The following is a 25,700-nucleotide window of genomic DNA, read 5'->3' as shown; positions in this document are numbered from 1 at the left end:
GGCGTCGCGCCCGGCCAGCATCTCCCCGAAGAGCAGCAGGGTCTGGCCCGGCTTCCACGAGGCGACTTCTTCCGGCGTCAGCGTGTTCAGGTCGACGCGCTTGGAGGTCTCGGTGTTCGGTGCCCACTCCACCTTCGGCCATTGCGACAGGTCAGGCGCTTCCAGCTTGGCCGGACCGCTGCCGTCCAGCGTGAAGTGCACGTGACGGGTGGCGGCGCAGTTCGGGATCATTGCGACCGGCTTGGACGCGGCGTGCGTCGGGCAGGCCATGATCTTGACGTCCAGCACGGTGGCCAGGCCGCCCAGGCCCTGCGCGCCGATGCCCAGGGCGTTGACCTTCTCGTACAGCTCGACGCGCAGTTCCTCGACCCAGTCCTTCGGTCCGCGGGCGATGATGTCCTGGATATCGATGGATTCCATCAGCGATTCCTTGGCCATCACCATCGCCTTCTCGGCGGTGCCGCCGATGCCGATGCCCAGCATGCCCGGCGGGCACCAGCCGGCGCCCATGGTCGGCACGGTCTTCAGCACCCAGTCGACGATCGAGTCCGACGGGTTCAGCATCACGAACTTGGACTTGTTCTCCGAGCCGCCGCCCTTGGCAGCGACCTGGATGTCGACGGTGTTGCCCGGCACGACCTCGTAGTGAATCACGGCCGGGGTGTTGTCCTTGGTGTTCTTGCGGCCGCCTTCGGGCGGGCTGACGATCGAGGCACGCAGCACGTTGTCGGGGTGCGTGTAGCCGCGGCGCACACCCTCGTTGATCATGTCGGTCAGGCCCATGGTGGCGCCATCCCACTGCACGTCCATGCCCACCTTGACGAAGACCGTGACGATGCCGGTGTCCTGGCAGATCGGGCGCTTGCCTTCCGCGCACATGCGGCTGTTGGTCAGGATCTGCGCGATCGCGTCCTTGGCGGCCGGGCTCTGCTCCAGCTCATAGGCGCGGCCCAGGCTGGTGATGTAGTCCATCGGGTGGTAGTAGCTGATGTACTGCAGGGAGTCGGCGACACTCTGGATGAGGTCTTCTTGCTTGATGACTGTCATTTTGTGGGGTGGGCAGCGGTGAAACACAGCGCGAAATAATACACCGAGCCGGGGCGGTCTGCCCGGCTGCATACATCGGTCTACAGTCTTCCGAGGTGCAGCCTGAATCGCACGGCGCGGACACCGAGCGCCAAATGCAAAAACCGCGGCACATGGCCGCGGTTTGCAGACGCCCGTCAACTGGCGAGCGGCTTAATGTGACTAATGCTTTGCATGCGCGCCGGCAGGGTGCGACACCATCCGGTCGACCCACGCCATCGCCACCGCAGAAGCCAGGAACGCCATGTGGATGGCCACCTGCCACATGATGGTGTGGGTGGTGCGCTGTTCCGCGTCGATAAACGTCTTCAGCAGGTGGATCGACGAAATCCCGATCAGTGCCATCGACAGCTTGACCTTGAGCACGCCGGCGTTGACGTGATCCAGCCATTCCGGCTCGTCCGGATGGTTGTCGATGCCCAGGCGCGAGACAAAGGTCTCGTAGCCGCCCACGATCACCATGATCAGCAGGTTGGAGATCATCACCACGTCGATCAGCCCCAGCACCACCAGCATGATCTTGTTCTCGTCGAACTCGGTCACATGTGCGAGCAGATGCCAGACTTCGACCAGGAAATGGTAGACGTAGACGCCCTGGGCCACGATCAGGCCCAGGTAAAGCGGCAGCTGCAGCCAGCGCGACGCGAAGATGATGCTCGGGATCGGCCGCAGGGTTTGGGACTGCGGCTTGGAAATTGGGTTGGAAGCCATGGCGGGGCGGTGTCGGCGAGTTGAAATTCGGCGTGGATTGTACCAAGCGACGATGGCAGCGCTGTGTTACCAGCGGTAACCGCTGCCACGTCACGCCGGTCAGGCCCCCGCCTCCGGATCGGCGCCTGCGGCCTTGCCGCGCCAGGCGCCGCGCGCAATCCGGCCAGGCCAGCTCGCCAGCACGATCCCGCCCAGCACGCAGGCCAGCGCCACGCCGTGCGGCCAGCCCGGCTGCTCGCCCAGCACGACGATGCCGTAGGCGGCCGCTGCCACCGGCAGCACCGAGGTAAACACACCCGCCAGTTGTGCCGGCACATGGCGGATGCCCTTCATCCACAGCCAGAACGAGAACACGCTGGCCGACAGCGCGTACCACAGCAGCATCAGCCAGGTCTGTGCCGGCACCGTGGAGGCGTCGAAGGTCAGCAGCGGCACCAGTCCAAGCGGCAGCATCAGCAAGCCGCCGATGAGGTGGGTATAGGCGCAGATCTCGATGGCGGCCAGTGTCTGCGTAAGGCGGCGCGACAGGATCACGTAGATCGATTCGCACAGCACCGCGCCCAGGATCATCAGATTGCCGAGCCAGGCCTGGCTGTTCTGGCCCGCGCCATGGGAGTCGCCGCGGGCAATGTTGAGCACGGCGATGCCGGCCACCGCCAGCAGCACCGAAGCCACGGTGCGGCGCGACAGCCGTTCGCGCAGCACCAGCCAGGACAGGATCGCAACCGTGGCGGGGATGGTGCTGGTGATGACCCCGGCGGCCATGGCGCTGGTCAGCCGTACGCCGTTGAGCATCAGCAGCGTGAACAGGAAGGTGCCGAAGAACGCCTGCAGGAACAGGTTCAGCCATTCGGTGCGCGACACCCGCCGCATGCGCGCCGGCCGGTACCACGGTGCCAGGCAGACGATGGCGATGACAAAGCGCAGCAGCGCGAACAACAGTACCGGCACATGAGCGATGATCGATTTGCCCAGCCCCACATTACTGCCGACCAGCGCCATCGATCCGACCAGGAACAGGGCGTGGACCGGAGAGAAAAGTTGGAAGTTGCCAGTGGCTGCGGTGGAGGTGTTGGCGGGCACGGTGGATGCGTTGACCAGCCGGCGGTCACGATCGCGGGTGGCGCGATGGCGCGGCAAGCCGATGCAAGCGTGGAGGATCCGCGGCACGGGTAAGCGCCGCGTTCAGGTATAGGGCTCGCGGCATTATAGCTGTGCTAGCCTAATGGAGAAGGCTGCACTTTCGCCCCGATGGCAAGACGTTTCCTGCTGCTTGCAGCATGCGGCGACAACGGACACCGGGCAGTCACCGCAAGCAGTAGCCGCCGACCGTCAGGTTTAAGTAAGCCGTCGGGCGTAACTTGGCAGCCAAAGCCAGTCCAAAATCAGGAGACAAGTCTATGTCCGCCATCGAATCGGTGATGCACGAGCACCGCGTGTTCAACCCGCCCGAGTCGTTCGCCAGCCAGGCCGCGATTCCCAGCATGGACGCCTACCGCGCGCTGTGCGAGGAAGCCGAACGCGACTATGAGGGTTTCTGGGCACGCCACGCCCGCGAACTGCTGCACTGGAACAAGCCCTTCACCAAGGTGCTGGACGAGAGCAACGCGCCGTTCTACAAGTGGTTCGAGGATGGCCAGCTCAATGCCTCCTACAACTGCCTGGATCGCAACCTGGAGAACGGCAATGCCGACAAGGTTGCGATCGTGTTCGAGGCCGACGATGGCACCGTGACGCGTGTCACCTACCGCGAGCTGCATGCCAAAGTATGCCGGCTGGCCAACGGCCTGAAGACGCTCGGCATCAAGAAGGGCGACCGCGTCGTGATCTACATGCCGATGTCAGTCGAAGGCGTGGCCGCGATGCAGGCCTGCGCGCGCCTGGGTGCGACGCACTCGGTGGTATTCGGCGGCTTCTCGGCCAAGTCGCTGCAGGAGCGGCTGGTCGACGTGGGCGCGGTGGCGCTGATCACCGCCGACGAGCAGATGCGCGGCGGCAAGGCGCTGCCGCTGAAGGCCATCGCCGATGAAGCGCTGGCGCTGGGCGGCTGCGAGGCTGTCAAGAGTGTGATCGTCTACCGCCGCACCGGCGGCAATGTCGGCTGGACCGAGGGCCGCGACCGCTGGCTCGACGACGTCTGCGCCAACCAGCCCGACACCTGCGAAGCCGAGCCCGTCGGCGCCGAGCACCCGCTGTTCGTGCTCTATACCTCCGGCTCCACCGGCAAGCCCAAGGGCGTGCAGCACAGCACCGGCGGCTACCTGCTGTGGGCGTTGATGACGATGCAGTGGACCTTCGACCTCAAGCCCGACGACCTGTTCTGGTGTACCGCCGACATCGGCTGGGTCACCGGCCATACCTATATCGCCTACGGCCCGCTGGCGGCCGGCGCCACGCAGGTGGTGTTCGAAGGCGTGCCGACGTACCCGAACGCCGGCCGCTTCTGGGACATGATCGCGCGCCACAAGGTCAGCATCTTCTACACCGCGCCGACCGCGATCCGCTCGCTGATCAAGTCCGCCGAGGCCGACGAGAAGATCCACCCCAGGCAATACGACCTGTCCAGCCTGCGCCTGCTCGGCACCGTGGGCGAGCCGATCAACCCTGAAGCCTGGATGTGGTACTACAAGCACATCGGCAACGAGAATTGCCCGATCGTCGACACCTTCTGGCAGACCGAGACCGGCGGCCACATGATCACGCCGCTGCCCGGCGCGACGCCGCTGGTGCCGGGTTCGTGCACGCTGCCGCTGCCGGGCATCATGGCCGCCATCGTCGACGAGACCGGCCACGACGTGCCCGATGGCAGCGGTGGCATCCTGGTGGTCAAGCGCCCCTGGCCGTCGATGATCCGCACCATCTGGGGCGATCCGGAGCGTTTCAAGAAGAGCTACTTCCCCGAGGAGCTGGGCGGCAAGCTCTACCTGGCGGGCGACGGTTCGATCCGCGACAAGGACACCGGCTACTTCACTATCATGGGCCGCATCGACGACGTGCTGAACGTGTCGGGCCACCGCATGGGCACGATGGAGATCGAGTCGGCGCTGGTGTCCAACCCGCTGGTGGCCGAGGCCGCCGTGGTGGGGCGCCCTGACGACATGACCGGTGAGGCCATCTGTGCCTTCGTCGTGCTCAAGCGCTCGCGGCCGACGGGCGAAGAGGCCGTCAAGATCGCCGCCGAGCTGCGCAACTGGGTCGGCAAGGAAATCGGCCCGATCGCCAAGCCCAAGGACCTGCGCTTCGGCGACAACCTGCCCAAGACACGCTCGGGCAAGATCATGCGGCGCCTGCTGCGGTCGCTGGCCAAGGGTGAAGAGATCACGCAGGACACCTCGACGCTGGAGAACCCGGCGATCCTGGAGCAGCTCAAGCAAGCCCAATAATCCCCCAGCCGTGCACCCGATCAACCCGCCGCCGCGTTCCCGCGCGCCGGCGGGTTTGTTACGATAGCGCCCCACCGACCACGGACCGCCGCCCATGCCCGATGCCCAGTCGCGCTTCCGCCGCCGGCTGCTGCTGTACTACGGCCTGTTCACGCTAGGGTTGTTCGGCTTCGTCGGCATGATGGGGCTGCTGGAGCGCTCCAACGCCGATGCGCTGTGGCTCGGCTATGTCTTCCTCTTTATCACCATCGCGATCTATGCCTGCATCGGGCTGATCTGCCGCACCTCCGACCTCAACGAGTATTACGTCGCCTCGCGGCGCGTGCCGGCGCTGTTCAACGGCATGGCGATTGCCGCCGACTGGATGAGCGCCGCGTCCTTCATCGGGCTGGCCGGCATCCTGTTCGCATCCGGGTACGAGGGCCTCGCCTACGTGATGGGCTGGACCGGCGGCTATTGCTTGGTCGCCTTCCTGCTGGCGCCATACCTGCGCAAGTATGGCGGCTACACCATCCCCGATTTCCTCGCCGCGCGCTATGGCAACGGCAAGCCCGGCGGCAACCTGCCTGTGCGCGCGATCGCGGTGCTGGCGGCCTCGCTGTGTTCCTTCGTCTACCTGGTCGCGCAGATCCAGGGGGTAGGGCTGGTGGTGACGCGCTTCATCGGCGTGGAGTTCGCCGTCGGCATTTTCTTCGGGCTGGCCGGCATCCTGGTGTGCTCGTTCCTGGGCGGCATGCGCGCGGTCACGTGGACGCAGGTGGCGCAGTACATCATGATGATCGTCGCCTTCCTGGTCACGGTCTCGATGATCGCGTGGAAGCATCACCAGGAAGCGGCGCCGCAGCTCAGCTACGGCACGCTGCTGGCGCAGCTCGATGCGCGCGAGCGGGAGCTGGAGCGCGAGCCCGCCGAGCAGGCCGTGCGGGAGTATTACAAGCAGCAGGCCGTCCTGCTGCAGGAGCGCATCGCGCGCCTGCCGGACTCTTTCCGGCAGGAGCGCGATACGTTGGACGCGCGGCTGCAGGATCTTCGAGCGCGCAATGCGCCGCTGCGCGAAATCAAGGCGCTGGAACGCGAGCGACTGGAGTTCCCGCGCGATCCCGCGGCCGCGCAGCAGCAGTGGACGGTGCAGCGCGAAGACGCGCTTGCGCGCAGCCGGCATTCGATGTCGTCCACCGAGCCGTATCCCGCGGCGTCCGAGCAGGAGCGCAAGACCAAGCGGCTCAACTTTGTGCTGCTGGTGTTCTGCCTGATGGTCGGCACCGCCAGCCTGCCGCACATCCTGACGCGCCTCTATACCACGCCCTCCGTCAAGGAGACCCGCAACTCGGTGGCCTGGGCCGTGTTCTGCATCGCCTTGCTGTACGTGTCGGCGCCGACGCTGGCCGCGCTGGTCAAGTACGAGTTCTTCGAGCACCTGGTCGGCACCTCGTATGCGGAACTGCCGCAATGGGTAGTGCAATGGCGCAAGGTCGATCCGCCGGTATTCGGCATTCGTGACGTCAACGGCGATGGCATCGTGCAATGGGCCGAGATACTGCTACAGCCGGACATGATCGTGCTGGCCGCCCCGGAGATCGCCGGTCTGCCGTATGTCATCTCCGGCCTGATCGCCGCCGGCGCGCTGGCCGCGGCGCTGTCGACTGCCGACGGCCTGCTGCTGACCATTGCCAACGCGCTTTCGCACGACGTTTTCTATCACATGGTCGACCGCCAGGCGAGCCACCAGCGCCGCGTCACCACGGCCAAGATCGTGCTGCTCGGTGTTGCCTTGTTCGCTTCATACGTCACATCGCTTCGTCCCGGCAACATCCTGTTCCTGGTCGGCGCTGCCTTCTCGCTGGCGGCATCGAGTTTTTTTCCTGTGCTGGTGCTTGGCATCTTCTGGCGCCGGACGACCGCGGCCGGCGCTGTCGCCGGCATGGCTGCCGGGCTTGGCGTGGCGGTGTACTACATCTTCGTCAACTACCCGTTCTTCACCCGCATGACCGGCATCTTCGGCAATCGCTGGTTTGGCGTCGACCCGATCGCTTCGGGCGCTTTTGGCGTGCCCGCGGGGTTTGCGGTGGCGATCATCGTCAGCCTGCTCACGCCGCGCAACGCGCCGGTGATCGACAGGCTGGTGACGTATTTGCGCAGGGGATAGGGCGGTGCGGCACGAACTTGTGGATTCGTCGGGCAACTCTGCTATAATCGCGGACTTCCCGGAGAGATGGATGAGTGGTTTAAGTCGCACGCCTGGAAAGCGTGTATAGGTTAATAGCCTATCGGGGGTTCGAATCCCCCTCTCTCCGCCAGGATTCTGATGCCCGCGCAAGCGGGCATCTTCGTTTTCGCAGCGCGATATGCAGCGCGATATGCAGCGCGATCCAAGGCCGCCCACAACCGGGGCGGCCTTTTTACTTCCTGCGGCTGCTTCGAAGAGAGTGGCCTTGCCTTACTCAAAGGTCCCGGCCGCCTTGGAAAGCGTCCACCCAAGCCCCAGACACAACCCGATCCACGCCGCCGAAATCAAGGCAACGTCATGCCAGTTCATCGTCCGGCGCCCAGGGCGGCGCAATGTGAATGTGTTCCGTGACGAAGGCATGGCCGTCTCCTTCGGAAAGCATGGGGAAAGGCTAGGGCAACTCTGCAGGAATTCACGGGCTCAGTTGTAAAGATTTATTGCAGTGCGGATGCGCGACTGCCTCCTTGCGCCAACCAAAGAAAAAGCCCTCGGCCAGGGTAGTCGAGGGCTTGAAGTAGTGGTGGGCGAGTCGCGGAACCGCCCGTGACGATGGTCGTACAGACGATGGGATCGCGCATCCCTCTAAATAGAGGTGTTGTGCCTGGACGACATGCACCGGGCGGGCTCGATGCGGCCGTGAAACATCCACTCGTCGCCAACCGCACCGAACGCGCATTGTCGTCGCCGCACAGTGACGCCTGTAAACACTGGCTACGAAGAAGGGCATATGCGTCAGTTCAAACCTTTGACAAGTCTGCGATTGCTGCTGGCCTTGTGGGTGCTGTGCAGGCACTGGTTCCATCGCTATGGCGCCGACGGCGCGTACTTCGACCTTGGCTTCACCAGCACGTTCTTTGACCATGGCTATCTCGGCGTCGACGGTTTTTTTATTCTCAGCGGTTCCGCCCGGCCATATCGTCGTCGTTGCCGGTTCGGCGCGCATCCCCAATTCTGGTGATGCAAAAAAAAGCCCGCACGAAGGCGGGCTGCGGGAAATGCCGAGAGGGGTCAACTCACGACTCCTTGATTCTGGGCGTGAAGTGCCGTAGCGAACACCCCCACATGGGTGATTGGAATCAATGCATTACTACAGCGCCAGCGCCAGCGAAGCCAACGCGATGCAAATTGCGCATAACCTGGCCTTGGCGGCTGTGGAAAAATTGCTTCATTCTCTCCAGCGCCTGAAGCCCCATGACTGACCCCGTCGTCCACCTCAATGGTTCCCTGACCCCGCTGTCTGAAGCCCGCATCCCGGTCCTCGACCGCGGCTTTATCTTTGGCGATGGCATCTATGAGGTCATCCCGTACTACGGCGGCAAGCCGTTCCGCGGTGCGCATCACCTTGCACGCCTGCACCGCAGCCTGGAGGCGATCGGGATTCCCGACCCGCACAGCGCCGCGCAGTGGCAGGCGCTGATCGACGAAGTGGTCCGTGCCAACGGAATGTCGGACCAGATGATCTATATCCAGGTGACACGCGGCGTAGCCCGGCGTGCGCACGCCTTCCCGAAGGAAATCGTGCCGACGGTGCTGATCATGACCAATCCGATGGCGCTGCCGCCCGCGCACATGCGCGACCAGGGCGTGGCCTGCGTGACGATGGAGGACCGGCGCTGGCTGAACTGCCAGATCAAGTCGACCTCGCTGCTGGGCAACGTGCTGGCCGCGCAGCATGCCGCGGAGCATGGCGTGACCGAGGCGATCCAGTTCCGCGACGGCTGGCTGACCGAAGCCTCGTCGTCCAACGTCTGGGTGGTGCGCGATGGCCGCGTGCTGGCGCCGCCCAAGGACAACCTGATTCTGGAAGGCATCCGCTACGGCTTTATGGAAGAGGTCTGCGCGGCACTGGAGATTCCGCTGGAAGCGCGCCGGATCGCCAGGGAAGACTTGTTTGCGGCGGACGAAGTGCTGCTGTCGTCGGCAAGCAAGGAGTTGCTGCCGGTGGTCACCATCGACGGCCGCACCATCGGCGCAGGCGTGCCCGGACCCGTCTTCGCGCGGCTCTACGCGGCCTACCAGGCCGCCATCGCGGCGCTTTGAACCACGCCGTCGCACCGTGCTAGGATGCCAGCGCATGCATCGAGGAGTCAGCCATGGCCAAGCGCGAGCGTGGCCGGCGTGCCCTGCAGGACGAGGTCAGCCGGCGCATCCAGCATATCTATGAAATCGGCGAGGATGGCACCACCGTCCGCGTGCCCGCACCGGTGCCGCATGCGCGCGATGCCCGCGGCCGCAACTGGGACATGAGCGGCTTCGGCAACGCAACCGGTTATGAGGCCAGCATCCGTACGGTGGTCGACGAGGTACGCGACGAATTCGACCTGAACGAGTCGCTCGAGAACCGCGTGCCTAATCCGTTCGGCGACTGAGCATTCGGCGGCCAAGCGTTCGGCAACTGAGGCGTCAGTCGACCGAAACGATGATGGCCACGCGCCGGTTCTCGGCGCGGCCGGCCGCGTTGCGGTTGTCCGCCACCGGGCGGCTCTTGCCCAGGCCGCGCACTTCGATGTTTTCCGGGGCAAATCCGGCGCCGGCCAGCAGCCTGGCCACCGCTTCGGCGCGCCGCACCGACAGCGACTGGTTGTACTCTGCCGACCCGGCATCGTCGGTATGGCCATCGACACGCAGGCGTTCTATCCCCGCGCCGCTGAGTGCCCGGCCGATCCGCTGCACGTTGGCGGCGCGTTCCCCCTCGATCAGGTCCTCGTTGAAGCCGAACAGCACTTTGTCGGACAGGCCGAGTTCCCAGCCCTCGCTGGTCAGCGCAAAGCCTTCGCGTTGCAGCACGGTGATCTGCGCCGGCGACAGCCCGGTTGCGACCGGCGCGGTCTGGCAAGCTGCCAGCAGCAGGCTGGCGGCAATGGCGCAGGCCCAGGTTTTCCAGACAGGTTTCAACACAGCCGAAGGTGTGGGAGCAATCAAGCGGAGGCTCACAGCGTAACATCCAGGCGCGGCTCGGCGCTTTGCCAGATGCCGCCCGAGCGCCGCTTGGCGCCGTACATGGCGGCATCGGCCGCGTGCAGCAGCGCCTGGCTGTCCTGCGCGTGGACCGGGAACACGGCCAGGCCGATGCTGACGGACGCCTGCACCGAGACGCCCTTGGGCAGCGCGATCGGTTCGGTCATGGCTTGCAGGATATGTTCGGCGATATGGACGGCGTCGGCCGGTGAGCGCAGCGCCGTGGCCAGCACCGCGAATTCGTCGCCGCCGATGCGTGCCACGGTGTCGCCGTTACGCAGGCTGGCACGGATGCGCTGCGCCACGGCCACCAGCACCGCGTCGCCCGAGGCATGCCCGTGCCGGTCGTTGATGTCCTTGAAGTCGTCGCTGTCGAGATACAGCACCGCCGCATATTCATGGTTGGCCGCGGCATGGCGCACCGCATGCTCCAGCGCTTCGACAAAGGCGGCGCGGTTCAGCAGCCCCGTCAGCGCATCATGGTTGGCACGGTGGGCGAGGGAGCGGTTTTCGTGCTGCATCTGCTTCTGCCACGTCTGCAGCTCATCGAGCAGCCCGTTGAAGTCGTCGCTGAGCGCGTTAAGCTCGGCGATGCGCGCCGGCGGCGTGCGTTGCGCGAAGTCGCGTTCGGAGCGCACCGCGTGCGCCACCCGCATCAGGCTGCGCAGCGGCTCGACAATCTGCACCAGCATGCGGCTGGCCAGGTAGTGCGCGCCAACCGCGGTCAGCAACAGGCAGCCGAGCAGGCCCAGCGCCCCTCGCAGCAGAAACTGCAGCAGGTTGCGGGGATCGCCGCTGACCCGCAGCAGGCCGACCTGCTGCGCCTGGTGCAGGATCGGCTGATCCAAAGCGTTCATGCTCAGCCATTCGGCCAGCGTTTGGCGCAGGCCGGTCAACTGGGGCTGGCCGGGACGCTGCCACTCGGCCAGGACGCGGTTGTCGGCGTCGTAGACCGTCGCGCGCGCGATGTCTTCCGACGCGGCGATGACGGCCAGCGTCTCACCGGTGGCCACCTGGTCGCGGAACACCACCGGCGCTTCCAGCGTGTACGCGATCGAGCGAGCCACCAGCCGCAGGTTGTGATCCGCATAGACGCGCAATGCGGTGACGCCGATCGTCGTCAGCAGCAGGCCGGCGGTGAACACAGCGATCAGTGCCACGCCCAGGTGGATGCGGCGCAGCACGCTGTAAAGCGTGGGGCGCGGCGCGGCGGCCGGCTCGGGCTGGCGCGGGCTCATGATGGCGACCCCTTGCGTCGGCCCAGCTGCAGCACCCCGGGGTGGACGTGCACGCCGCTGCGGGCGAGCGTGTCGAGGTTGACACGGAACGAAACCTGGTTCTCGCGGATGTTCAGGCAGAACATGCTGCCGGCCTCGCACTCGAAGTCTTCTTCGGCGATCACCAGCACCGGGCGGCCCGTCAGAGCGGTCGACAGCCGCTTGCGCCGGGCTTCGTTCATGACACCGACGTAGAGCGCATCGCAACCGGGCTGGAGCGCATCGGCCAGCACGTCGACCTGGCGCGGCTGCACCGGCCGCCCCGTGGCAAGCGTGCCGCCTTCCATCAGGCGGGCGGAATAACGGCTGGCATTGTCGACGCACAGGCGTACCGTGTCGCCCTCGACGGGCCAGCGCGCATATCCGAGCAGGCTGAAGACCACGCGGGCCACCAGCTCGGTGCGCTGCGGCGCAGGCTGCGCCGTGACCGCCGGCGGCAGTACCGCGGGCAGCAACGCGAGCGTGGCGCCCAGCAGGGTGGGCGCCCACCGGCGCAGCAGCGGTCGTCGGCCTGCGGGAGAGATGAGCGTGGCACTGGCCGGGACAGGGGCCATGGTCTGGAGAGCGGGAGCGTGTGCGCTGCGATTGTGGTTGGTCGGTTACCGCAGCCGCGGCTATTGTCCGGGCGCCGGTTCCGGGCGGTCAAGCGTTCGGACGGAGGGAAGATGCCGGCCGGCGGCGGCCCGTGGCCTGTTTATCGGTTGTTGCGGCGCCGACTGAAGGGTCGCCCGCAGCCAGGCCTTCGCGGTGCCGCACGCAACACTTGCAATGGGACCGGGGTCGCCAGCTCGGCGCCAGCGGAGCTTACACCGGTGAGGCCGTTGCCGGGTAAGGTCGGGTAAGGCCGGGTAAGGCCGGGTAAGGGCACGGACCGTGTGCTAGAGTTTTCAGACACCATTGTGTTGGGGTACATCCCTCAACGACGTTTCCCGAACGTTTCTCAAGGAGATGGATCATGGCGAGTGAATCCCGGCCGAACCTGAAAGCCTTCGTGCAGACCGCCCCCCAGGCTGGACGCTATGTCTGGGTGGTCGCGCTAGTCGACTTTGACGCGCGGCAGGTCCGGCGCGCCATCGTCTCGGACGACACCTTCACCACCGCTGACGCCGCGCGCGTTGCCGGCGAGGCCCAGCTCAAGGCGATGGCCGAGGATCACTGATCCCGCCGGCGTGCAAGGGAGTGTTGCGCGCCGGCATCTATGGATTAACCGACACCCTTTCTTGCATGGCGCCGCGGCGGGCGCGCGCTAGACTGTGCGCGTGTTCCTCCACGAAAAAGGGCTTCCATGACACATCTCGCGCTCCGGCCGGTCCGGACCGTCTTGCTGGCGGCCGTGCTGGGTTCCGGCCTCACCTTCAGTGCGGCGTCGATGGCCCAGGTGTCGGTCAACATTGCCATCGGCGTGCCGCCGCCGGCTCCGATGTATGAGGCCGTTCCTGCCCCGCGCCCCGGCTATGTCTGGATGCCGGGCTATTGGGATTGGGACGACCACCACCACAAGCATGCGTGGAAGAAGGGCCGCTGGGATCGCGAGCGGCCTGGTTATGTCTATGAGTCGCCGCGCTGGATCCAGTCGCGCGATGGCTGGGTGCTGGTGCCGGGTCGCTGGGACCAGGGCGGCTCCAAGGGCAACGGCAAGGGCAACAAGGGCAAGGATTACCACTGCCCGCCGGGCCACGCCAAGAAAGGCGAATGCTGAGGCGGTGCGCTGAGGCGTGCACGGGCCGGCGCCCAAGGTGACGCTGGCCACAGTTGCCATGCTACGATCCCCGCCATGACTCCGCGCCCGCAGGGCGCAGCATCGGCAGTGGATCCGGAGGTAGCGATGGCAAGGCACGTCTTCACGCGCGCGCAGTATCTCGACATCCTCAATGACAGCCTGCGCAAGCATCCCGGCTGGCAGCCCGGCATGGCCTTCGTCTTCCTGCCGCCGGGTGCGGATGCCAGCCAGGCGACGGCGGTAGGCTGCACCGGCCCGATGGATGCCATCCCGGTCTACGCGGAAATCCAGCGTGTGGCGGCTGAGTTGATCGAGGTCAGCGACTCGTAGCGCGCTGCAGTGCGTAGGCGTTGCAATGCCCGGCCGCAGCCTGCGCGTACAATGCCGGCCTCGACAGACTTTCGGATATTGCCGTGAAGAAAACGGACCTGGAGAAGAACAAGGGCCTGAAGATTGCCAACAGCCTAAAACAGGCTTCGGCGGCCCGGGGCGGAATTCCTGGCGGCGCCGCGGGGCGCCTGGATCGCCGCGAACAGCGCCGGCTGGACCAGGAACAGGGCCTGGTGCCGTTCGCGTGCAAGCTGGACGCCACGCTGGCCCGGCGCCTGCAGGCGCTGGCCGTCAATCATCCCGGTGGCATGAGCGGCCTGCTCAATGAACTGCTGACGGGCGCGCTGCCGCCGGAGCAAGACCAGGCCTGATCAAGGCGCGGCCGCGCAGGCGGCCGCAACGATCCGGCAGGGCCGGAAGCGGTTGGGTCAGTCCTCTTCCTCCTCGTCGAGGAATTCGCGGCGCAGCATCCAGTTGGCGATGGCTTCGTCGCAAATGCGCTTGAACTTCTGCTTGTCCGGCATCTTGTCGGACAGCTGGAAGTTGACCAGCGCCATGCCGGCGTCGGTGATATAGAACATCCGGCGCGGATCGTCATGGTGGACGATGCGGCCGTCGATGGCGTCTTCCTCGCTTTCGGCGGGCATGTCTTCCAGCTCGACCACGCGGCAGGTAAAGCGCGGGCTGCGGGTGTGGGTCAGATACTCGAACTCGTCGTGCATGACCTCGCCGCTTTTGCCGGCGATAACGGCGAAGCCCCAGATAAAGCGGGGCATCGGCAGATCGGACAGATCTTCAATCTCGTCCATGGTGTTCTCCCTGATTCAATCCCCGCATTATCGCCCGGAACGCCGTTGCCTCAAACGTTGGCGACGGTTCAGCAGCGATTGCATGCCCGCCGGCTAGGGCTTTGCCTGGCAGTTCGACAGCGCCGGTGCGGCGTTTTCCTGCTGCATCAGGTCGCGCAGCGTGCCGGTATCGCCCTTGCTCCACCACTCGTAACGCCCTCCGACATAGCGCGCGCCGGACGCCGAGACCGTGGTCACGGCCAGCACCGGCTTGCCTTCGACGCGGAGCACGGCGGCCTGGTTGTCCGCACTGTTGAAGTAGCGCACGGTCAGGGTCTTGCCGCCGTCGCACTGATAGCGCACGGTACGCACGTCGGTAAAGCGCACGCCGTCGATGCCTGGGGCACGCGCCGCGCTGGCGCTTGTGCCGGCGGCAAGCAATGCGAGCAGCAACGCGGCGCGGGTTGCATTCAAGGTCGGGCGGTTCATGGTCGACGGGCCTTTCTCGGTGGTTCGTGTCAGCCAGTTCAGACGCGGGCGGCGGCGGCCGGTTCCTCGGGCTGCGACGCGCCGTCCAGCAGGTAGCCGGCGGCGAGCGTGCGGAAACTGTCGAGTTCGTGTGCCTGCCAGGCCTCGCTTTCCCCGAGCTCTTCGGCCAGGACCGCGGCCACCGCCGGCGCGGCCTGCAGCGCGGCGCGAGCATCGAGGAACAGGACGCGGTTGCGGCGAGCCAGCACGTCTTCGACGCGCCGCGCCAGCTCGTGCCGGGCCGCGAAACGGACATGGGCTTCGGTCAGGCCCGATGCGGCCGCCAGCACGCGGTCATGGCCCGACAGGGCGCGCAGCGTGGCCAGCTCGTTGCCGTAATAGCGGTCCGGCGCGGCCGCATCCGCCAGCGGCAGTTCCGCCGGCAGTCCGGCGGCGCCGTGCAGCGGCAGTTCGGCGGTCACGCATGGCGCGGCGCGCACCATCTGCCGCTGGATCGCGGTGTCGATCACGTCTTCCGCCATCCTGCGATAGGTGGTCCATTTGCCGCCGGTGACCGTAATCAGCCCGGCCTTCGAGACCAGGATCGTATGCTCGCGCGAGAGCGATGCGGTGGACGCTTCGCCGGTAGCCTTGACCAGTGGCCGCAGCCCGGCCCAGACGCTGGTGACGTCGGCGCGGGTGGGATCCTTGGCCAGGTAGCGCGACGCGGTCTCAAGGATGAAATCGACATCGTCGGCCCCGGCGTCGGGCTCGAGCGGCAGGTCGCGCCGCGGCGTATCGGTGGTGCCGACAATGGTATGGCCGTTCCACGGCACCACGAACAGCACCCGGCCGTCGTCGGTCTTGGGAATCAGGATGGCGTGCTCGCCGGGCAGGAAGCGGCGCGGCAGCGTCAGGTGCACGCCCTGGCTGGGCGCCACCAGGGTGCGGGCATGGCCGTCCTCCATCTGCCGCACCGCGTCGACCCAGACGCCGGTGGCATTGATCACGCAATCCGCGCGCAGGCGGAACGTGGCTTCGCCCAGTGCGTCCTGGACAGTGACGCCGCTGATCACGCCGCCTTGCTGGCTCAGTCCGGTCACGCGCATGTAGTTGACCGCGGTGCCGCCCACGTCGAACAGCGTGCGCATCAGCGCCACCGCCAGCCGCGCATCGTCGAACTGGCCGTCGAAGTACAGGTTGCCGCCGCGCAGCGGGCGTCCGCTGACGTGCTCGGCCAGGTTGGGGGCGGCGTCCAGCACCTCACGGTGGTTCAGCCAGCGGCTGCCGGCCAGGTTGAGGTTGCCGGCCAGCATGTCATAGACCTTCAGGCCGATGCCGTAGAAGGGCTGGTCGAACATCTGGTACGCCGGCACCACGAAGCCCAGCGGCCACACCAGGTGCGGCGCGTTGCGCGCGAGCAAGCCGCGCTCGTGCAGGGCTTCGCGCACCAGGCCGATATTGCCCTGGGCCAGGTAGCGCACGCCGCCGTGCACGAGCTTGGTGGCCTTGCTCGAGGTGCCCTTGGCAAAGTCGGCGGCTTCAACCAGCAGGGTGCGGTAGCCGCGCGAGGCGGCATCGACCGCGGTGCCCAGGCCGGTGGCGCCGCCGCCAATGACGATCACGTCCCAGCGCGGCTCGCGCTCCAGGGTGGCAAGCAGGGCAGCACGGGCGGGCGGCTGGATCGGGGTGGAGACTTTCTGCATGGCTATTGTTTTCGGGAAATATGCGGTCTTGGCAGGACGGGGCGGCCGGTGTTCAGCCGTGGCCGCCGGCTTCGTCTTCGCGTGCCCAGTCGCGGGCGCGCTCGACGGCGCGGTGCCAGCGCGCCAGCCGGTGGCCGCGTTCGTCGGCGGACAGGTTGGGCTCGAAGCGCCGCTCCACCTGCCATTGCCGCGCAATCTGCGCGGGGTCGCTCCAGTAGCCGGTGGCCAGGCCAGCCAGGTAGGCCGCGCCCAGCGCGGTGGTCTCGGTCACACGCGGGCGGACCACCGGCGTGCCGAGCAGGTCGGCCTGCATCTGCATCAGCAGATCGCTGCGCGAGGCGCCGCCATCCACGCGCAGTTCGGCCAGCGCGATGCCGGCGTCCTTCTGCATGGCTTCCAGCACGTCGACGCTCTGGAATGCGATCGATTCCAGCGCTGCGCGCGCCAGCTGCGGCCGGCCGGTGCCGCGCGTCATGCCGACCAGCGTGCCGCGCGCGAAGGCGTCCCAGTGCGGGGCGCCGAGGCCGGCAAAGGCAGGCACCAGCACCACGCCGCCGGTGTCGTCGCACTGGCGCGCGAGCGGCTCGACCTCGGGCGCGCTGTTGATGATCTGCAGCCCGTCGCGCAGCCACTGGATGGTGGCGCCGCCCATGAAGACGCCGCCCTCCAGGCAATACTGGGTTTGCCCGCCGAACTGCCAGCCGATGGTGGTCAGCAGCCGGTTGCGCGATGTCACCGGTTCGGTGCCGGTATTCATCAGCAGGAAGCAGCCCGTGCCGTAGGTGTTCTTGGCCATGCCGGGCGACAGGCAGGCCTGGCCGAAGGTGGCCGCCTGCTGGTCGCCCGCGATGCCCGCGATCGGGATCTCTACGCCGAACAGCCGCGCCGCGGTGCGCGCCACCTCGCCGCTGGACGGCACCACCTTGGGCAGCAGCGCGTGCGGGATGTCGAGCAGCGCCAGTAGCGCGTCGTCCCACTCGAAACGGTGGATATTGAACAGCATGGTGCGCGAGGCGTTGGACACGTCCGTGACGTGCCGCGCGCCGTCCGTCAGCTGCCAGATCAGCCAGCTGTCGACCGTGCCGAACGCCAGCTCGCCGCGCTGCGCGCGTTCGCGGGCGCCTTCGATGTTGTCGAGCATCCAGCGCAGCTTGGTGCCAGAGAAGTATGCGTCGACGATCAGGCCGGTCTTCTCGCGGAACAGCTCGCCATGGCCGGCGGCCTGCAGCGCCTCGCACATCGGCGCGGTGCGGCGGTCCTGCCAGACCAGCGCGCGGCCGACCGGCTCGCCGGTCTTGCGGTCCCACAGCACCGTGGTCTCGCGCTGGTTGGTGATGCCGATGGCGCGCACCTGCGTGGCGGAGATGCCGGCGTCGGCCAGCACTTCATGCGCGACCGCCAGCTGCGACTGCCAGATTTCGTACGGATCGTGCTCGACGTGGCCCGGATGTGGGTAGTATTGGCGGAACTCGCGCTGCGCCAGCCGCACCACGCTGCCGGCGTGGTCGAACAGGATCGCGCGCGAGCTGCTGGTGCCCTGGTCTAGCGCCAGCACATACTGCGGTTCGGAGCCATGCCGGCCTGGGCCGGCCTGCTGCGCCTGGGCTTGCGTTGCTGCCTGGTTCATGCGTTCAATCCTGAAAATGACAAGATGCGCCGGCCCGGCCGGCGCCCCGATCTGACATGGCCGAAATTTCTTCCCAGCCGCCCGCTGTGCCCTCGGGCGTTCCGTCCGGCGTCCAGTCCGGCATCCCAACTGGCCCTGGTGCCGATGCCGGCCACATGGCGCGCATCGCTGCCTCGCTGGCGGCGCGCACCGGCTTCGATCCCGCCGGCAAGTTGCGCCTGATGGCGGACGGCCAGCAGGTCGGCTGGCTGCCCCGGTCGCATGCCGCGATCCTGCGCGGCATGGGCTGCATCCTCGGTCCGGAGGAGGGCGCCGCGGATGGCACTGCCGCAGTGGAATTGCTGCCGGGACGCTCCGGCTTCGATGTGCTGAGCGCCGCGCTGGCCGCGCTGGCGCACCAGCTGGCCGATGCCGGGCACGTGCGTGGCTGGCGCCACGAGCTGTTCGCGGTCACCGCGGCGCTGGACGCGCCCGCGCTGGCGGCGGTCGAGCGGGCGGCGGCGCGCTTCCTGGGATTGCTGACCTTTGCCTCGCACATGAACGGAATCGTCGACATGGCCGATACTGGCGGCGGCCCCATGCTGTGGATCTCGCGGCGCAGCCCCGCCAAGTCGGTCGACCCCGGCATGTGGGACAACCTGGTCGCCGGCGGCATGCCGCACGGCAGCGATCCGCTGGCCACGCTGGTGCGCGAGTGCGAGGAAGAGTCGGGCATCCCGCCGGCGCTGGCCGGGCGTGTGCAGCCGCATGGCATGATCGAGGTGCTGCGCGACCTGCCCGAAGGCGTGCAGTGGGAACAGGTCTATGTCTATGACCTGATGCTGCCGCCAGGCTTCACCCCGCGCAACCATGACGGGGAGGTCAGCGAACACAAGCGCGTGGGGCTGGCCGCATTGCTTGATATCATGTCGAGCGGCGCCATGACGGTCGACGCCACGCTGGTGACGCTGGATGCCCTTCGCCGGCGCGGCTGGCCGGGCACCGAAGACCGTCGCGCTTGAGCTTGCGCAGCGGGCCTGGCCCGCGCTTTCACGGCTTTCACTGCCTTCGCGGCCTTCATGGCCTTTGCGCTTGTACACCGCGCCCCTCCGACAGAACCACACACCATGAGCACCACCGGATTCATCCTGACCCTTTCGTGCCCCGACCAGCCGGGCATCGTCCACGCCGTCTCGGGCCTGCTGTTCCAGCACGGCTGCAATATCGTCGACTCGGACCAGTATGGTGACGCGTACACCGGCCGCTTCTTCATGCGGGTGCACTTCAGCCCGGCTGTCGGCGGCCCGGACCTGGGCACGCTGAAGGCCGCGTTCGCGCCGGTGGGCGACCAGTTCGGCATGCAGTGGGAGCTGAACGACGCCTCGGTCAAGCCGCGCGTGATGATCATGGTGTCCAAGATCGGCCACTGCCTGAACGACCTGCTGTTCCGCGCCAAGGTGGGCGGCCTGCCGGTTGAGATCGCGGCGATCGTGTCCAATCACCGCGACTTCTACCAGCTGGCCGCGTCGTACGACGTGCCGTTCTTCCACCTGCCGCTGATGAACGCCTCGGCCGAGCAGAAGGCCGCCCAGGAGGCGCGCGTGTTCGACGTGGCGCAGGAGCAGAAGATCGACCTGGTGGTGCTGGCGCGCTACATGCAGGTACTGTCCGACGACCTGTGCCGCAAGCTGGCCGGCCGCGCCATCAATATCCACCACTCGTTCCTGCCCAGCTTCAAGGGCGCCAAACCTTACTACCAGGCGCACGACCGCGGCGTGAAGCTGATCGGCGCGACCGCGCACTACGTCACCGCCGACCTGGACGAAGGCCCGATCATCGAGCAGGAAATCGAGCGCGTCGACCACAGCATGGACCCGGACCAGCTCACCGCGGTGGGCCGCGACGTGGAATGCGTGGCGCTGGCCCGCGCGGTCAAGTGGCATGCCGAACGCCGCATCCTGCTGAACGGCCACAAGACCGTCGTCTTCAAGTAAGCCGTCGATTTCCCGAAGGTTTGCTCCCCTCTCCCGCGCGCGGGAGAGGGGACGGGGGAGAGGGCAGGCCTGTCGCGCAGCCGACGCGGCATGCACCGCCCCACCACCCGCCATCAACACCAGCCCCGCTCCCGCCAGTGCAGACGCAGCGGCCGGATGGCCGGCAAGATCATTCCCGCTCCGCCACCACACACTTCACCCCACTGTCGGCCAGGATCCGGTCGAACGGTGCCGCCAGCGGCTCATCGGTGAACAGCCGGTCGACCTGCGACACATGCGCCAGCTCAACCATGGCCTGGCGGTTGAACTTGCTGGTATCCGCCGCCAGCCAGACCTCGCGTGAATGCTCGATGATGGTCCGCGCCACCTTGACCTCGCGGAAGTCGTAGTCGCGCAGCGTGCCATCCGTCTCGATACCCGAGATGCCGATCAGGCCAATATCCACCTTGAACTGCCGGATAAACTCGACCGTGGCCTCGCCGACGATGCCGCGGTCGCGCGAGCGCAGCACGCCGCCGGCGACAATGACCTCGCAGTCGGGGTTGTCCGCCAGGATATTGGCCACGTTCAGGTTATTGGTGATCACGCGCAGCCCGCGGTGCTGCATCAGTTCGCGCGCGATCTCTTCCACCGTGGTGCCGATGTTCAGGATCAGCGAGCAGCCCTCCGGCACCGCCGCCGCCACCGCGCGCGCAATGCGCGCCTTGCCCTCTGCATTCAGCACCTGCCGCTGCCGGTAGGCGATGTTCTCGGTGGTGGAGCCCTCCACCCGCACGCCGCCATGGAAGCGCGCCAGCATACCGTTCTCGGCCAGCAGGTTGACGTCTCGCCGCACCGTCTGGAGGGTGACGCCGAACTTGCGCGCAAGTTCATCGATGGAGGCAAAGCCCTGGCTGCGGACTTCTTCGAGCAGGGCGGTCTGGCGGGGATTGAGCGTCATGCCGGGATTCTAGTTCAAACAGAAACGAAAACAAATGATGCGGCGCACACTTGTTTTATGTTCGTTTTATTACTAAAACGATCGGAAGCCAAGGATTGTGCGCCTGTGTCGCGCGGAATGCGGTGATGCGGAAAGCATATCGAACATGGAGACCGGATGCAGCTGAGTTTGGAGGCCGTGGCGCAGCATGCAGGTTCGCAGGCTTATCTCTATCCGATGACGCTGGCGCCGGTTCCCGGCGCGGTGACCATCCTGCTGGGCGCCACCCAGGCGGGCAAGACTTCGCTGATGCGCGTGATGGCGGGGCTCGACCGGCCCAGCGCCGGCCGTGTGCTGGTCGACGGCCATGATGTCACCGGCGTGCCGGTGCGCGAGCGCAATGTGTCGATGGTCTACCAGCAGTTCATCAACTACCCGTCGCTCAGGGTCTTCGACAACATCGCCTCGCCGTTGCGCCTGCGGCGCAAGGGCGCCGCCGGCGCCGACATTGCCGCTCGTGTGCGCGATCTGGCGGCGCGGCTGCATATCGACCACCTGCTCGACCGCTACCCGGCGGAGCTTTCGGGCGGCCAGCAGCAGCGCGTGGCGCTGGCGCGCGCGCTGGCCAAGGAAGCGCCGCTGATGCTGCTGGACGAGCCGCTGGTCAACCTGGACTACAAGCTGCGCGAAGAACTGCGCGAAGAGCTGTCGCAGCTGTTCGCGCATGGCGATGCGACCGTGGTCTACGCCACCACCGAACCCGGCGAGGCGTTGCTGCTGGGCGGCCATACGGCCGTGCTCGATGCCGGCGAGCTGTTGCAGTACGGACCGACCGCCGACGTCTTCCACTATCCCGATTCGCTGCGCGTGGCGCGCGCGTTCAACGATCCGCCGATGAACCTGGTCGCGGGCACGCTCAACGGCGGCTGGGTCACGCTCGCGGGCGACATCTCGGTGCCGGTATCCGGCGCTGGCGGCGGCGACGGACCGGTCACCGTGGGCGTGCGCGCGTCGGCGCTGCGCCTGGCGGGCGAACCGGGCGCGGTCGCGGTCGCGGGCGCGGTCGCGATAGCGGGGCGCGTGGCGCTGGCCGAGCTGTCGGGCTCGGACACCTTCATCCATGCCGATACGCCGGTGGGCAACCTGGTGGCGCAGTTTGCCGGCGTGCTCGACCTGCGGCTCGGCGAACCGGTGTCCTTGCACTTGTTGCCTGACCAGATCTACCTGTTCGACGCGGCCGGTCGGCGCATCCATGCGCCCCGGCGGCCCGGCGGGCTGGCTGCGGACGTGCCGGGCGGGGCGGCAGCCGGCGCCGCGGCGGCTGCCGGGGGCTGACGATGGCACGCATCGACCTCGACCTGGCGCATTCCTACCTGCCGCATCCGCGCAACGATGACGACTACGCGTTGCTGCCGCTGAAGTTCACCTTCGAGGACGGCGGCGCCTATGCGCTGCTGGGCCCGTCGGGCTGCGGCAAGACCACGCTGCTGAACTGCATTTCCGGGCTGCTGCGGCCTTCGCACGGCACCATTGCCTTCGACGGACGCGACGTCACCGCCGCCACGCCGCAGGCTCGCAATATCGCCCAGGTGTTCCAGTTCCCAGTGATCTACGACACCATGACCGTCGGCGAGAACCTGGCCTTCCCGCTGCGCAACCGCGGCGTGCCCGAGGCGCAGGTGCGCGAGCGCGTCGGCCGCGTGGCCGAGATGCTGGACTTGTCTGGCACGCTGGAGCGACGCGCCAGCGGTCTCGCCGCCGACGCCAAGCAGAAGATCTCGCTAGGCCGCGGCCTGGTGCGGCACGACGTGTCGGCAATCCTGTTCGACGAGCCGCTGACGGTGATCGACCCGCAGCTCAAGTGGCAGCTGCGGCGCAAGCTCAAGGAAATCCACCACGAATTCCGCCTGACGCTGATCTACGTCACCCACGACCAGACCGAGGCGCTGACCTTTGCCGACCAGGTGGTGGTGATGTCGCGCGGCAAGGCGGTGCAGGTGGGGCCGGCCGATGCGCTGTTCGAGCGGCCGGCGCATACCTTCGTCGGGCATTTCATCGGCTCGCCCGGCATGAACTTCCTGCCGGGCCGGTGGCGCGACAGCGCCATCGAGGTGGCAGGCCGGCGCTACACGCCAGCGCTGGCGCCATCGGTGGCCGCGGCCTTGCGCGCGGCGGGCAGCTTCCGCATCGGCGTGCGGCCCGAGTATCTGCAACTGGCACCGGAGCGCCAGGCGCACGATATGCAGGCGGTACCGGTACAGGTGCAGCGCGCGCAGGACATCGGCACCTACTGGCTCGTGACTGGCAGCGTGCAGGAAGCGGGTGCGCAGGCCGGAACACTGCGTGCCCGCCTGGGCGCCGAGGCGGCCGCTTTGCGCGCCGGCGACATGGCCTGGCTGTCGGTGTTCAACCGCCATACCTGCTACTACGTCAACGAGGAACTGGTGTCATGAAGCCTGTCAATCAGAAGGCCTGGCTGCTGGTGTTGCCGGTGGTGGCATGCGTGGCGTTCTCGGCGATCCTGCCGCTGATGACCATCGTCAACTACTCCGTGCAGGACATCATTTCGCCCGAGCGGCGCGTATTTGTCGGCACGGAATGGTTCCGCACGGTACTGCGCGACGGCGAGCTGCACGACGCGCTGCTGCGCCAGCTGGGCTTCTCGCTGGCGGTGCTGCTGGTGGAGATCCCGCTCGGCATCCTGCTGGCGCTGTCGATGCCCGCCAAAGGCTGGAAGGCATCGGCGGTGCTGGTGATCATCGCGCTGTCGCTGCTGATCCCGTGGAACGTGGTCGGCACCATCTGGCAGATCTTCGGGCGCACCGATATCGGCCTGCTTGGCGCCGCGCTGGAAGCCATGGGCTTCGACTACAACTACACCGGCAGCGCCTTCGATGCCTGGGTGACAGTGCTGGTAATGGATGTCTGGCACTGGACCCCGCTGGTGGCGCTGCTCTGCTATGCCGGCCTGCGCGCGATTCCCGACGCCTACTACCAGGCCGCGCAGATCGATGGCGCCTCGCGGCTGGCGGTGTTTCGACACATCCAGCTGCCCAAGCTGCGCGGGGTGCTGATGATCGCGGTGCTGTTGCGCTTCATGGACAGCTTCATGATCTATACCGAGCCCTTCGTGCTGACCGGCGGCGGCCCCGGCAACGCCACTACCTTCCTGTCGCAATACCTGACGCAGAAGGCCGTGGGCCAGTTCGACCTCGGTCCGGCGGCGGCGTTCTCCATCGTCTACTTCCTGATCATCCTGCTCCTGTGCTTCATCCTCTACAACTGGATGCAGCGCGCGGGCACCGCCGGCAGCGAGGACATGCCCCATGGCTGAAATCCGCACCCAGGCAACCACCACGACATGGTGGCGCGCCGGCTTCCTGCTGGTCTACCTGTTGTTCGCCATCGTGCCGATCTACTGGATGGTGAACATGTCGTTCAAGACCAACGAGGAGATCGTGTCCACGCTGTCGCTGTGGCCGGCCGAATTCACGCTGGAGCACTACAGGACCATCTTCACCGACCCGTCGTGGTACTCCGGCTACCTCAACTCGATAATCTACGTGGCGATGAACACGGTGATCTCGATCGTGGTTGCGCTGCCGGCGGCCTATGCGTTTTCGCGCTACCAGTTTATCGGCGACAAGCATGTGTTCTTCTGGCTGCTGACCAACCGCATGACGCCGCCCGCGGTGTTCCTGCTGCCGTTCTTCCAGCTGTACAGCACCATCGGCCTGATGGACACGCACCTGGGCGTGGCGCTCGCGCACCTGGTCTTCAACGTGCCGCTGGCGGTGTGGATCCTGGAGGGATTCATGTCGGGCGTGCCGCGCGAGATCGACGAGACCGCCTACGTCGACGGCTATTCCTTCCCGCGCTTTTTCCTGACCATCTTCCTGCCGCTGATCAAGGCTGGCGTGGGTGTCGCGGCGTTCTTCTGCTTCATGTTCAGCTGGGTGGAACTGCTGCTGGCGCGCACGCTGACCTCGGTCAACGCCAAGCCGATCGTGGCCACCATGACGCGCACGGTGTCGGCATCGGGCATGGACTGGGGTGTGCTGGCCGCGGCCGGCGTGCTGACCATCGTGCCAGGCGGCATCGTGATCTGGTTCGTGCGGCATTACATCGCGAAGGGCTTTGCGATGGGGCGTGTGTAAATCACCCACACTCAAGACAAGGAGACATGGCAATGCTGAGCTGGATGGTGTGGACGACGCCGGTCGCGGTGTTCTTCGCCTGCATCGTAGTCATGCTGATCGGCATGACCATCTGGGAAATCCGTTCGCCTTCGGTGCTGCGCAAGGGCTTTCTGCCGATCGCCACCACACGGGGTGACCGGCTGTTCATCGGCCTGATGTGCGCGGCGTGGGTCAACCTGGCGTGGGCCGGGCTGGGCGAGAAGGTCGCCGCATGGCTGTCCCTGGCCGAGGAACCGTCCGTCTGGATCAGCTTCGGCGTATCGATGCTGGTATTGGCGCTGATCCTGCGCAAGGGCTGACCGGCGCATCCCTAACCAGCAGTTTCCGC

The 25,700-nt window shown here is 66.8% G+C and carries 27 protein-coding genes and 1 tRNA gene; 17 read left to right on the top strand and 11 right to left on the bottom strand.

The features are described from left to right. The 3 genes from ACIP1U_RS08530 to ACIP1U_RS08520 form a co-directional block, all read right to left on the bottom strand. A partial coding sequence (locus ACIP1U_RS08530) for a fumarate hydratase (protein ID WP_400313809.1) occupies window positions 1-1,047 on the bottom strand: 1,047 nt, incomplete at its 3' end. 201 nt (window positions 1,048-1,248) lie between these two features. Continuing rightward, window positions 1,249-1,797 (bottom strand): TIGR00645 family protein, encoded by a 549-nt coding sequence (locus tag ACIP1U_RS08525; protein WP_400313806.1) that lies wholly within the window; start codon window positions 1,795-1,797, stop codon window positions 1,249-1,251. A gap of 99 nt (window positions 1,798-1,896) precedes the next feature. Then, window positions 1,897-2,817: a DMT family transporter gene (locus ACIP1U_RS08520; protein ID WP_400313866.1), complete on the bottom strand. Its 921-nt coding sequence runs from the start codon at window positions 2,815-2,817 to the stop codon at window positions 1,897-1,899. A gap of 380 nt (window positions 2,818-3,197) precedes the next feature. Here ACIP1U_RS08520 and acs point away from each other — a divergent pair, with 380 nt between their 5' ends. The 6 genes from acs (at window position 3,198) to ACIP1U_RS08490 (ending at window position 9,776) form a co-directional block, all read left to right on the top strand. Next, window positions 3,198-5,180, top strand: coding sequence for an acetate--CoA ligase (acs, locus tag ACIP1U_RS08515; RefSeq protein WP_400313804.1), 1,983 nt, complete (start codon window positions 3,198-3,200; stop codon window positions 5,178-5,180). 94 nt (window positions 5,181-5,274) lie between these two features. Next, window positions 5,275-7,326, top strand: a complete 2,052-nt coding sequence (locus ACIP1U_RS08510; protein WP_400313801.1) for a sodium:solute symporter family protein — start codon at window positions 5,275-5,277, stop codon at window positions 7,324-7,326. Window positions 7,327-7,386: 60 nt separating this feature from the next. Further along, a tRNA-Ser gene (locus tag ACIP1U_RS08505) sits at window positions 7,387-7,477 on the top strand. Between the two features lie 657 nt (window positions 7,478-8,134). Further along, the gene (locus ACIP1U_RS08500) at window positions 8,135-8,365 is read left to right on the top strand and encodes a hypothetical protein (protein ID WP_400313798.1); all 231 of its coding nucleotides are present in this window, start codon (window positions 8,135-8,137) and stop codon (window positions 8,363-8,365) included. Between the two features lie 233 nt (window positions 8,366-8,598). Continuing rightward, window positions 8,599-9,447, top strand: a complete 849-nt coding sequence (locus ACIP1U_RS08495) for a D-amino acid aminotransferase (protein WP_400313795.1) — start codon at window positions 8,599-8,601, stop codon at window positions 9,445-9,447. A gap of 53 nt (window positions 9,448-9,500) precedes the next feature. Next, entirely contained in the window at window positions 9,501-9,776 is a 276-nt protein-coding gene (locus ACIP1U_RS08490; protein WP_400313792.1) for a hypothetical protein, read from the top strand. 34 nt (window positions 9,777-9,810) lie between these two features. Here ACIP1U_RS08490 and ACIP1U_RS08485 read toward each other — a convergent pair whose 3' ends face one another. The 3 genes from ACIP1U_RS08485 to ACIP1U_RS08475 are packed head-to-tail and all read right to left on the bottom strand — an operon-like array spanning window position 9,811 to window position 12,196. Then, window positions 9,811-10,305, bottom strand: coding sequence for an OmpA family protein (locus ACIP1U_RS08485; RefSeq protein WP_400313789.1), 495 nt, complete (start codon window positions 10,303-10,305; stop codon window positions 9,811-9,813). Window positions 10,306-10,337: 32 nt separating this feature from the next. After that, window positions 10,338-11,603, bottom strand: coding sequence for a diguanylate cyclase domain-containing protein (locus ACIP1U_RS08480; protein ID WP_400313787.1), 1,266 nt, complete (start codon window positions 11,601-11,603; stop codon window positions 10,338-10,340). After that, a complete protein-coding gene (locus ACIP1U_RS08475) occupies window positions 11,600-12,196 on the bottom strand; it encodes a YfiR family protein (RefSeq protein ID WP_400313784.1) in 597 nt (198 codons plus the stop codon). The genes ACIP1U_RS08480 and ACIP1U_RS08475 overlap by 4 nt, the downstream gene beginning before the upstream one ends. 401 nt (window positions 12,197-12,597) lie before the next feature. On the opposite strand from ACIP1U_RS08475, the gene ACIP1U_RS08470 reads away from it, so the two are divergent. From ACIP1U_RS08470 to ACIP1U_RS08455, 4 genes are all read left to right on the top strand, one after another. Next, window positions 12,598-12,801, top strand: a complete 204-nt coding sequence (locus ACIP1U_RS08470) for a hypothetical protein (protein ID WP_400313781.1) — start codon at window positions 12,598-12,600, stop codon at window positions 12,799-12,801. A 126-nt stretch (window positions 12,802-12,927) separates the two neighbouring features. Then, complete coding sequence (locus ACIP1U_RS08465) at window positions 12,928-13,341, top strand: YXWGXW repeat-containing protein (RefSeq protein WP_400313778.1); 414 nt, start codon at window positions 12,928-12,930, stop codon at window positions 13,339-13,341. A 126-nt stretch (window positions 13,342-13,467) separates the two neighbouring features. Further along, window positions 13,468-13,692 carry a hypothetical protein gene (locus ACIP1U_RS08460; protein ID WP_116321956.1) on the top strand — a complete coding sequence of 75 codons (225 nt, stop codon included), beginning with the start codon at window positions 13,468-13,470 and terminating at the stop codon, window positions 13,690-13,692. A 77-nt stretch (window positions 13,693-13,769) separates the two neighbouring features. Then, on the top strand, window positions 13,770-14,063 hold the full coding sequence (locus ACIP1U_RS08455; RefSeq protein WP_400313862.1) for a hypothetical protein: 294 nt from the start codon (window positions 13,770-13,772) through the stop codon (window positions 14,061-14,063). Between the two features lie 57 nt (window positions 14,064-14,120). Here the strand turns inward: ACIP1U_RS08455 and ACIP1U_RS08450 are convergent, their stop codons facing one another. The 4 genes from ACIP1U_RS08450 to glpK form a co-directional block, all read right to left on the bottom strand. Then, entirely contained in the window at window positions 14,121-14,501 is a 381-nt protein-coding gene (locus ACIP1U_RS08450; protein WP_400313776.1) for a hypothetical protein, read from the bottom strand. A gap of 93 nt (window positions 14,502-14,594) precedes the next feature. Continuing rightward, window positions 14,595-14,969: an MliC family protein gene (locus tag ACIP1U_RS08445; protein ID WP_400313774.1), complete on the bottom strand. Its 375-nt coding sequence runs from the start codon at window positions 14,967-14,969 to the stop codon at window positions 14,595-14,597. Window positions 14,970-15,007: 38 nt separating this feature from the next. After that, window positions 15,008-16,654: a glycerol-3-phosphate dehydrogenase/oxidase gene (locus ACIP1U_RS08440; RefSeq protein ID WP_400313772.1), complete on the bottom strand. Its 1,647-nt coding sequence runs from the start codon at window positions 16,652-16,654 to the stop codon at window positions 15,008-15,010. Between the two features lie 52 nt (window positions 16,655-16,706). Continuing rightward, window positions 16,707-18,281, bottom strand: coding sequence for a glycerol kinase GlpK (glpK, locus tag ACIP1U_RS08435; RefSeq protein WP_400313769.1), 1,575 nt, complete (start codon window positions 18,279-18,281; stop codon window positions 16,707-16,709). A gap of 56 nt (window positions 18,282-18,337) precedes the next feature. Between glpK and ACIP1U_RS08430 the strand changes: the two genes are divergently transcribed. Together ACIP1U_RS08430 and purU are read left to right on the top strand one after the other, a co-directional pair. Then, window positions 18,338-19,282, top strand: a complete 945-nt coding sequence (locus ACIP1U_RS08430; protein ID WP_400313767.1) for a DUF4743 domain-containing protein — start codon at window positions 18,338-18,340, stop codon at window positions 19,280-19,282. A 105-nt stretch (window positions 19,283-19,387) separates the two neighbouring features. Further along, the gene (gene purU, locus ACIP1U_RS08425; RefSeq protein WP_400313765.1) at window positions 19,388-20,254 is read left to right on the top strand and encodes a formyltetrahydrofolate deformylase; all 867 of its coding nucleotides are present in this window, start codon (window positions 19,388-19,390) and stop codon (window positions 20,252-20,254) included. 169 nt (window positions 20,255-20,423) lie between these two features. On the opposite strand, the gene ACIP1U_RS08420 is transcribed toward purU, so the two are convergent. Continuing rightward, window positions 20,424-21,194, bottom strand: coding sequence for a DeoR/GlpR family DNA-binding transcription regulator (locus tag ACIP1U_RS08420; RefSeq protein ID WP_342912099.1), 771 nt, complete (start codon window positions 21,192-21,194; stop codon window positions 20,424-20,426). Between the two features lie 156 nt (window positions 21,195-21,350). Between ACIP1U_RS08420 and ACIP1U_RS08415 the strand changes: the two genes are divergently transcribed. From ACIP1U_RS08415 to ACIP1U_RS08395, 5 genes are read left to right on the top strand one after another with little or no spacing between them, the layout of a single operon-like run. Then, on the top strand, window positions 21,351-22,508 hold the full coding sequence (locus tag ACIP1U_RS08415) for an ABC transporter ATP-binding protein (RefSeq protein WP_400313762.1): 1,158 nt from the start codon (window positions 21,351-21,353) through the stop codon (window positions 22,506-22,508). Between the two features lie 2 nt (window positions 22,509-22,510). Then, the gene (locus tag ACIP1U_RS08410; RefSeq protein WP_400313761.1) at window positions 22,511-23,626 is read left to right on the top strand and encodes an ABC transporter ATP-binding protein; all 1,116 of its coding nucleotides are present in this window, start codon (window positions 22,511-22,513) and stop codon (window positions 23,624-23,626) included. Beyond that, window positions 23,623-24,507 (top strand): carbohydrate ABC transporter permease, encoded by an 885-nt coding sequence (locus tag ACIP1U_RS08405; protein WP_400313759.1) that lies wholly within the window; start codon window positions 23,623-23,625, stop codon window positions 24,505-24,507. Before ACIP1U_RS08410 ends, ACIP1U_RS08405 begins: the two co-directional genes overlap by 4 nt. Beyond that, window positions 24,500-25,330, top strand: coding sequence for a carbohydrate ABC transporter permease (locus ACIP1U_RS08400; RefSeq protein WP_400313756.1), 831 nt, complete (start codon window positions 24,500-24,502; stop codon window positions 25,328-25,330). Before ACIP1U_RS08405 ends, ACIP1U_RS08400 begins: the two co-directional genes overlap by 8 nt. A 32-nt stretch (window positions 25,331-25,362) precedes the next feature. Further along, on the top strand, window positions 25,363-25,671 hold the full coding sequence (locus ACIP1U_RS08395; protein ID WP_400313859.1) for a DUF2160 domain-containing protein: 309 nt from the start codon (window positions 25,363-25,365) through the stop codon (window positions 25,669-25,671). Window positions 25,672-25,700: the final 29 nt, after the last annotated feature.

It is taken from the genome of Cupriavidus sp. NPDC089707, assembly GCF_044748965.1.
Taxonomy (GTDB): domain Bacteria; phylum Pseudomonadota; class Gammaproteobacteria; order Burkholderiales; family Burkholderiaceae; genus Cupriavidus.
This window is presented reverse-complemented; position numbering and strand designations above follow the sequence as displayed.

Excerpts from the sequence above, each read along its gene's own strand:
- ACIP1U_RS08525 (WP_400313806.1), bottom strand. The coding sequence starts at position 1,797 with ATGGCTTCCAACCCAATTTCCAAGCCGCAGTCCCAAACCCTGCGGCCG.
- acs (WP_400313804.1), top strand. The coding sequence starts at position 3,198 with ATGTCCGCCATCGAATCGGTGATGCACGAGCACCGCGTGTTCAACCCG.
- ACIP1U_RS08510 (WP_400313801.1), top strand. The coding sequence starts at position 5,275 with ATGCCCGATGCCCAGTCGCGCTTCCGCCGCCGGCTGCTGCTGTACTAC.
- ACIP1U_RS08500 (WP_400313798.1), top strand. The coding sequence starts at position 8,135 with ATGCGTCAGTTCAAACCTTTGACAAGTCTGCGATTGCTGCTGGCCTTG.
- ACIP1U_RS08495 (WP_400313795.1), top strand. The coding sequence starts at position 8,599 with ATGACTGACCCCGTCGTCCACCTCAATGGTTCCCTGACCCCGCTGTCT.
- ACIP1U_RS08490 (WP_400313792.1), top strand. The coding sequence starts at position 9,501 with ATGGCCAAGCGCGAGCGTGGCCGGCGTGCCCTGCAGGACGAGGTCAGC.
- ACIP1U_RS08480 (WP_400313787.1), bottom strand. The coding sequence starts at position 11,603 with ATGAGCCCGCGCCAGCCCGAGCCGGCCGCCGCGCCGCGCCCCACGCTT.
- ACIP1U_RS08475 (WP_400313784.1), bottom strand. The coding sequence starts at position 12,196 with ATGGCCCCTGTCCCGGCCAGTGCCACGCTCATCTCTCCCGCAGGCCGA.
- ACIP1U_RS08470 (WP_400313781.1), top strand. The coding sequence starts at position 12,598 with ATGGCGAGTGAATCCCGGCCGAACCTGAAAGCCTTCGTGCAGACCGCC.
- ACIP1U_RS08465 (WP_400313778.1), top strand. The coding sequence starts at position 12,928 with ATGACACATCTCGCGCTCCGGCCGGTCCGGACCGTCTTGCTGGCGGCC.
- ACIP1U_RS08460 (WP_116321956.1), top strand. The coding sequence starts at position 13,468 with ATGGCAAGGCACGTCTTCACGCGCGCGCAGTATCTCGACATCCTCAAT.
- ACIP1U_RS08450 (WP_400313776.1), bottom strand. The coding sequence starts at position 14,501 with ATGGACGAGATTGAAGATCTGTCCGATCTGCCGATGCCCCGCTTTATC.
- ACIP1U_RS08445 (WP_400313774.1), bottom strand. The coding sequence starts at position 14,969 with ATGAACCGCCCGACCTTGAATGCAACCCGCGCCGCGTTGCTGCTCGCA.
- ACIP1U_RS08440 (WP_400313772.1), bottom strand. The coding sequence starts at position 16,654 with ATGCAGAAAGTCTCCACCCCGATCCAGCCGCCCGCCCGTGCTGCCCTG.
- glpK (WP_400313769.1), bottom strand. The coding sequence starts at position 18,281 with ATGAACCAGGCAGCAACGCAAGCCCAGGCGCAGCAGGCCGGCCCAGGC.
- ACIP1U_RS08430 (WP_400313767.1), top strand. The coding sequence starts at position 18,338 with ATGGCCGAAATTTCTTCCCAGCCGCCCGCTGTGCCCTCGGGCGTTCCG.
- purU (WP_400313765.1), top strand. The coding sequence starts at position 19,388 with ATGAGCACCACCGGATTCATCCTGACCCTTTCGTGCCCCGACCAGCCG.
- ACIP1U_RS08420 (WP_342912099.1), bottom strand. The coding sequence starts at position 21,194 with ATGACGCTCAATCCCCGCCAGACCGCCCTGCTCGAAGAAGTCCGCAGC.
- ACIP1U_RS08415 (WP_400313762.1), top strand. The coding sequence starts at position 21,351 with ATGCAGCTGAGTTTGGAGGCCGTGGCGCAGCATGCAGGTTCGCAGGCT.
- ACIP1U_RS08410 (WP_400313761.1), top strand. The coding sequence starts at position 22,511 with ATGGCACGCATCGACCTCGACCTGGCGCATTCCTACCTGCCGCATCCG.
- ACIP1U_RS08405 (WP_400313759.1), top strand. The coding sequence starts at position 23,623 with ATGAAGCCTGTCAATCAGAAGGCCTGGCTGCTGGTGTTGCCGGTGGTG.
- ACIP1U_RS08400 (WP_400313756.1), top strand. The coding sequence starts at position 24,500 with ATGGCTGAAATCCGCACCCAGGCAACCACCACGACATGGTGGCGCGCC.
- ACIP1U_RS08395 (WP_400313859.1), top strand. The coding sequence starts at position 25,363 with ATGCTGAGCTGGATGGTGTGGACGACGCCGGTCGCGGTGTTCTTCGCC.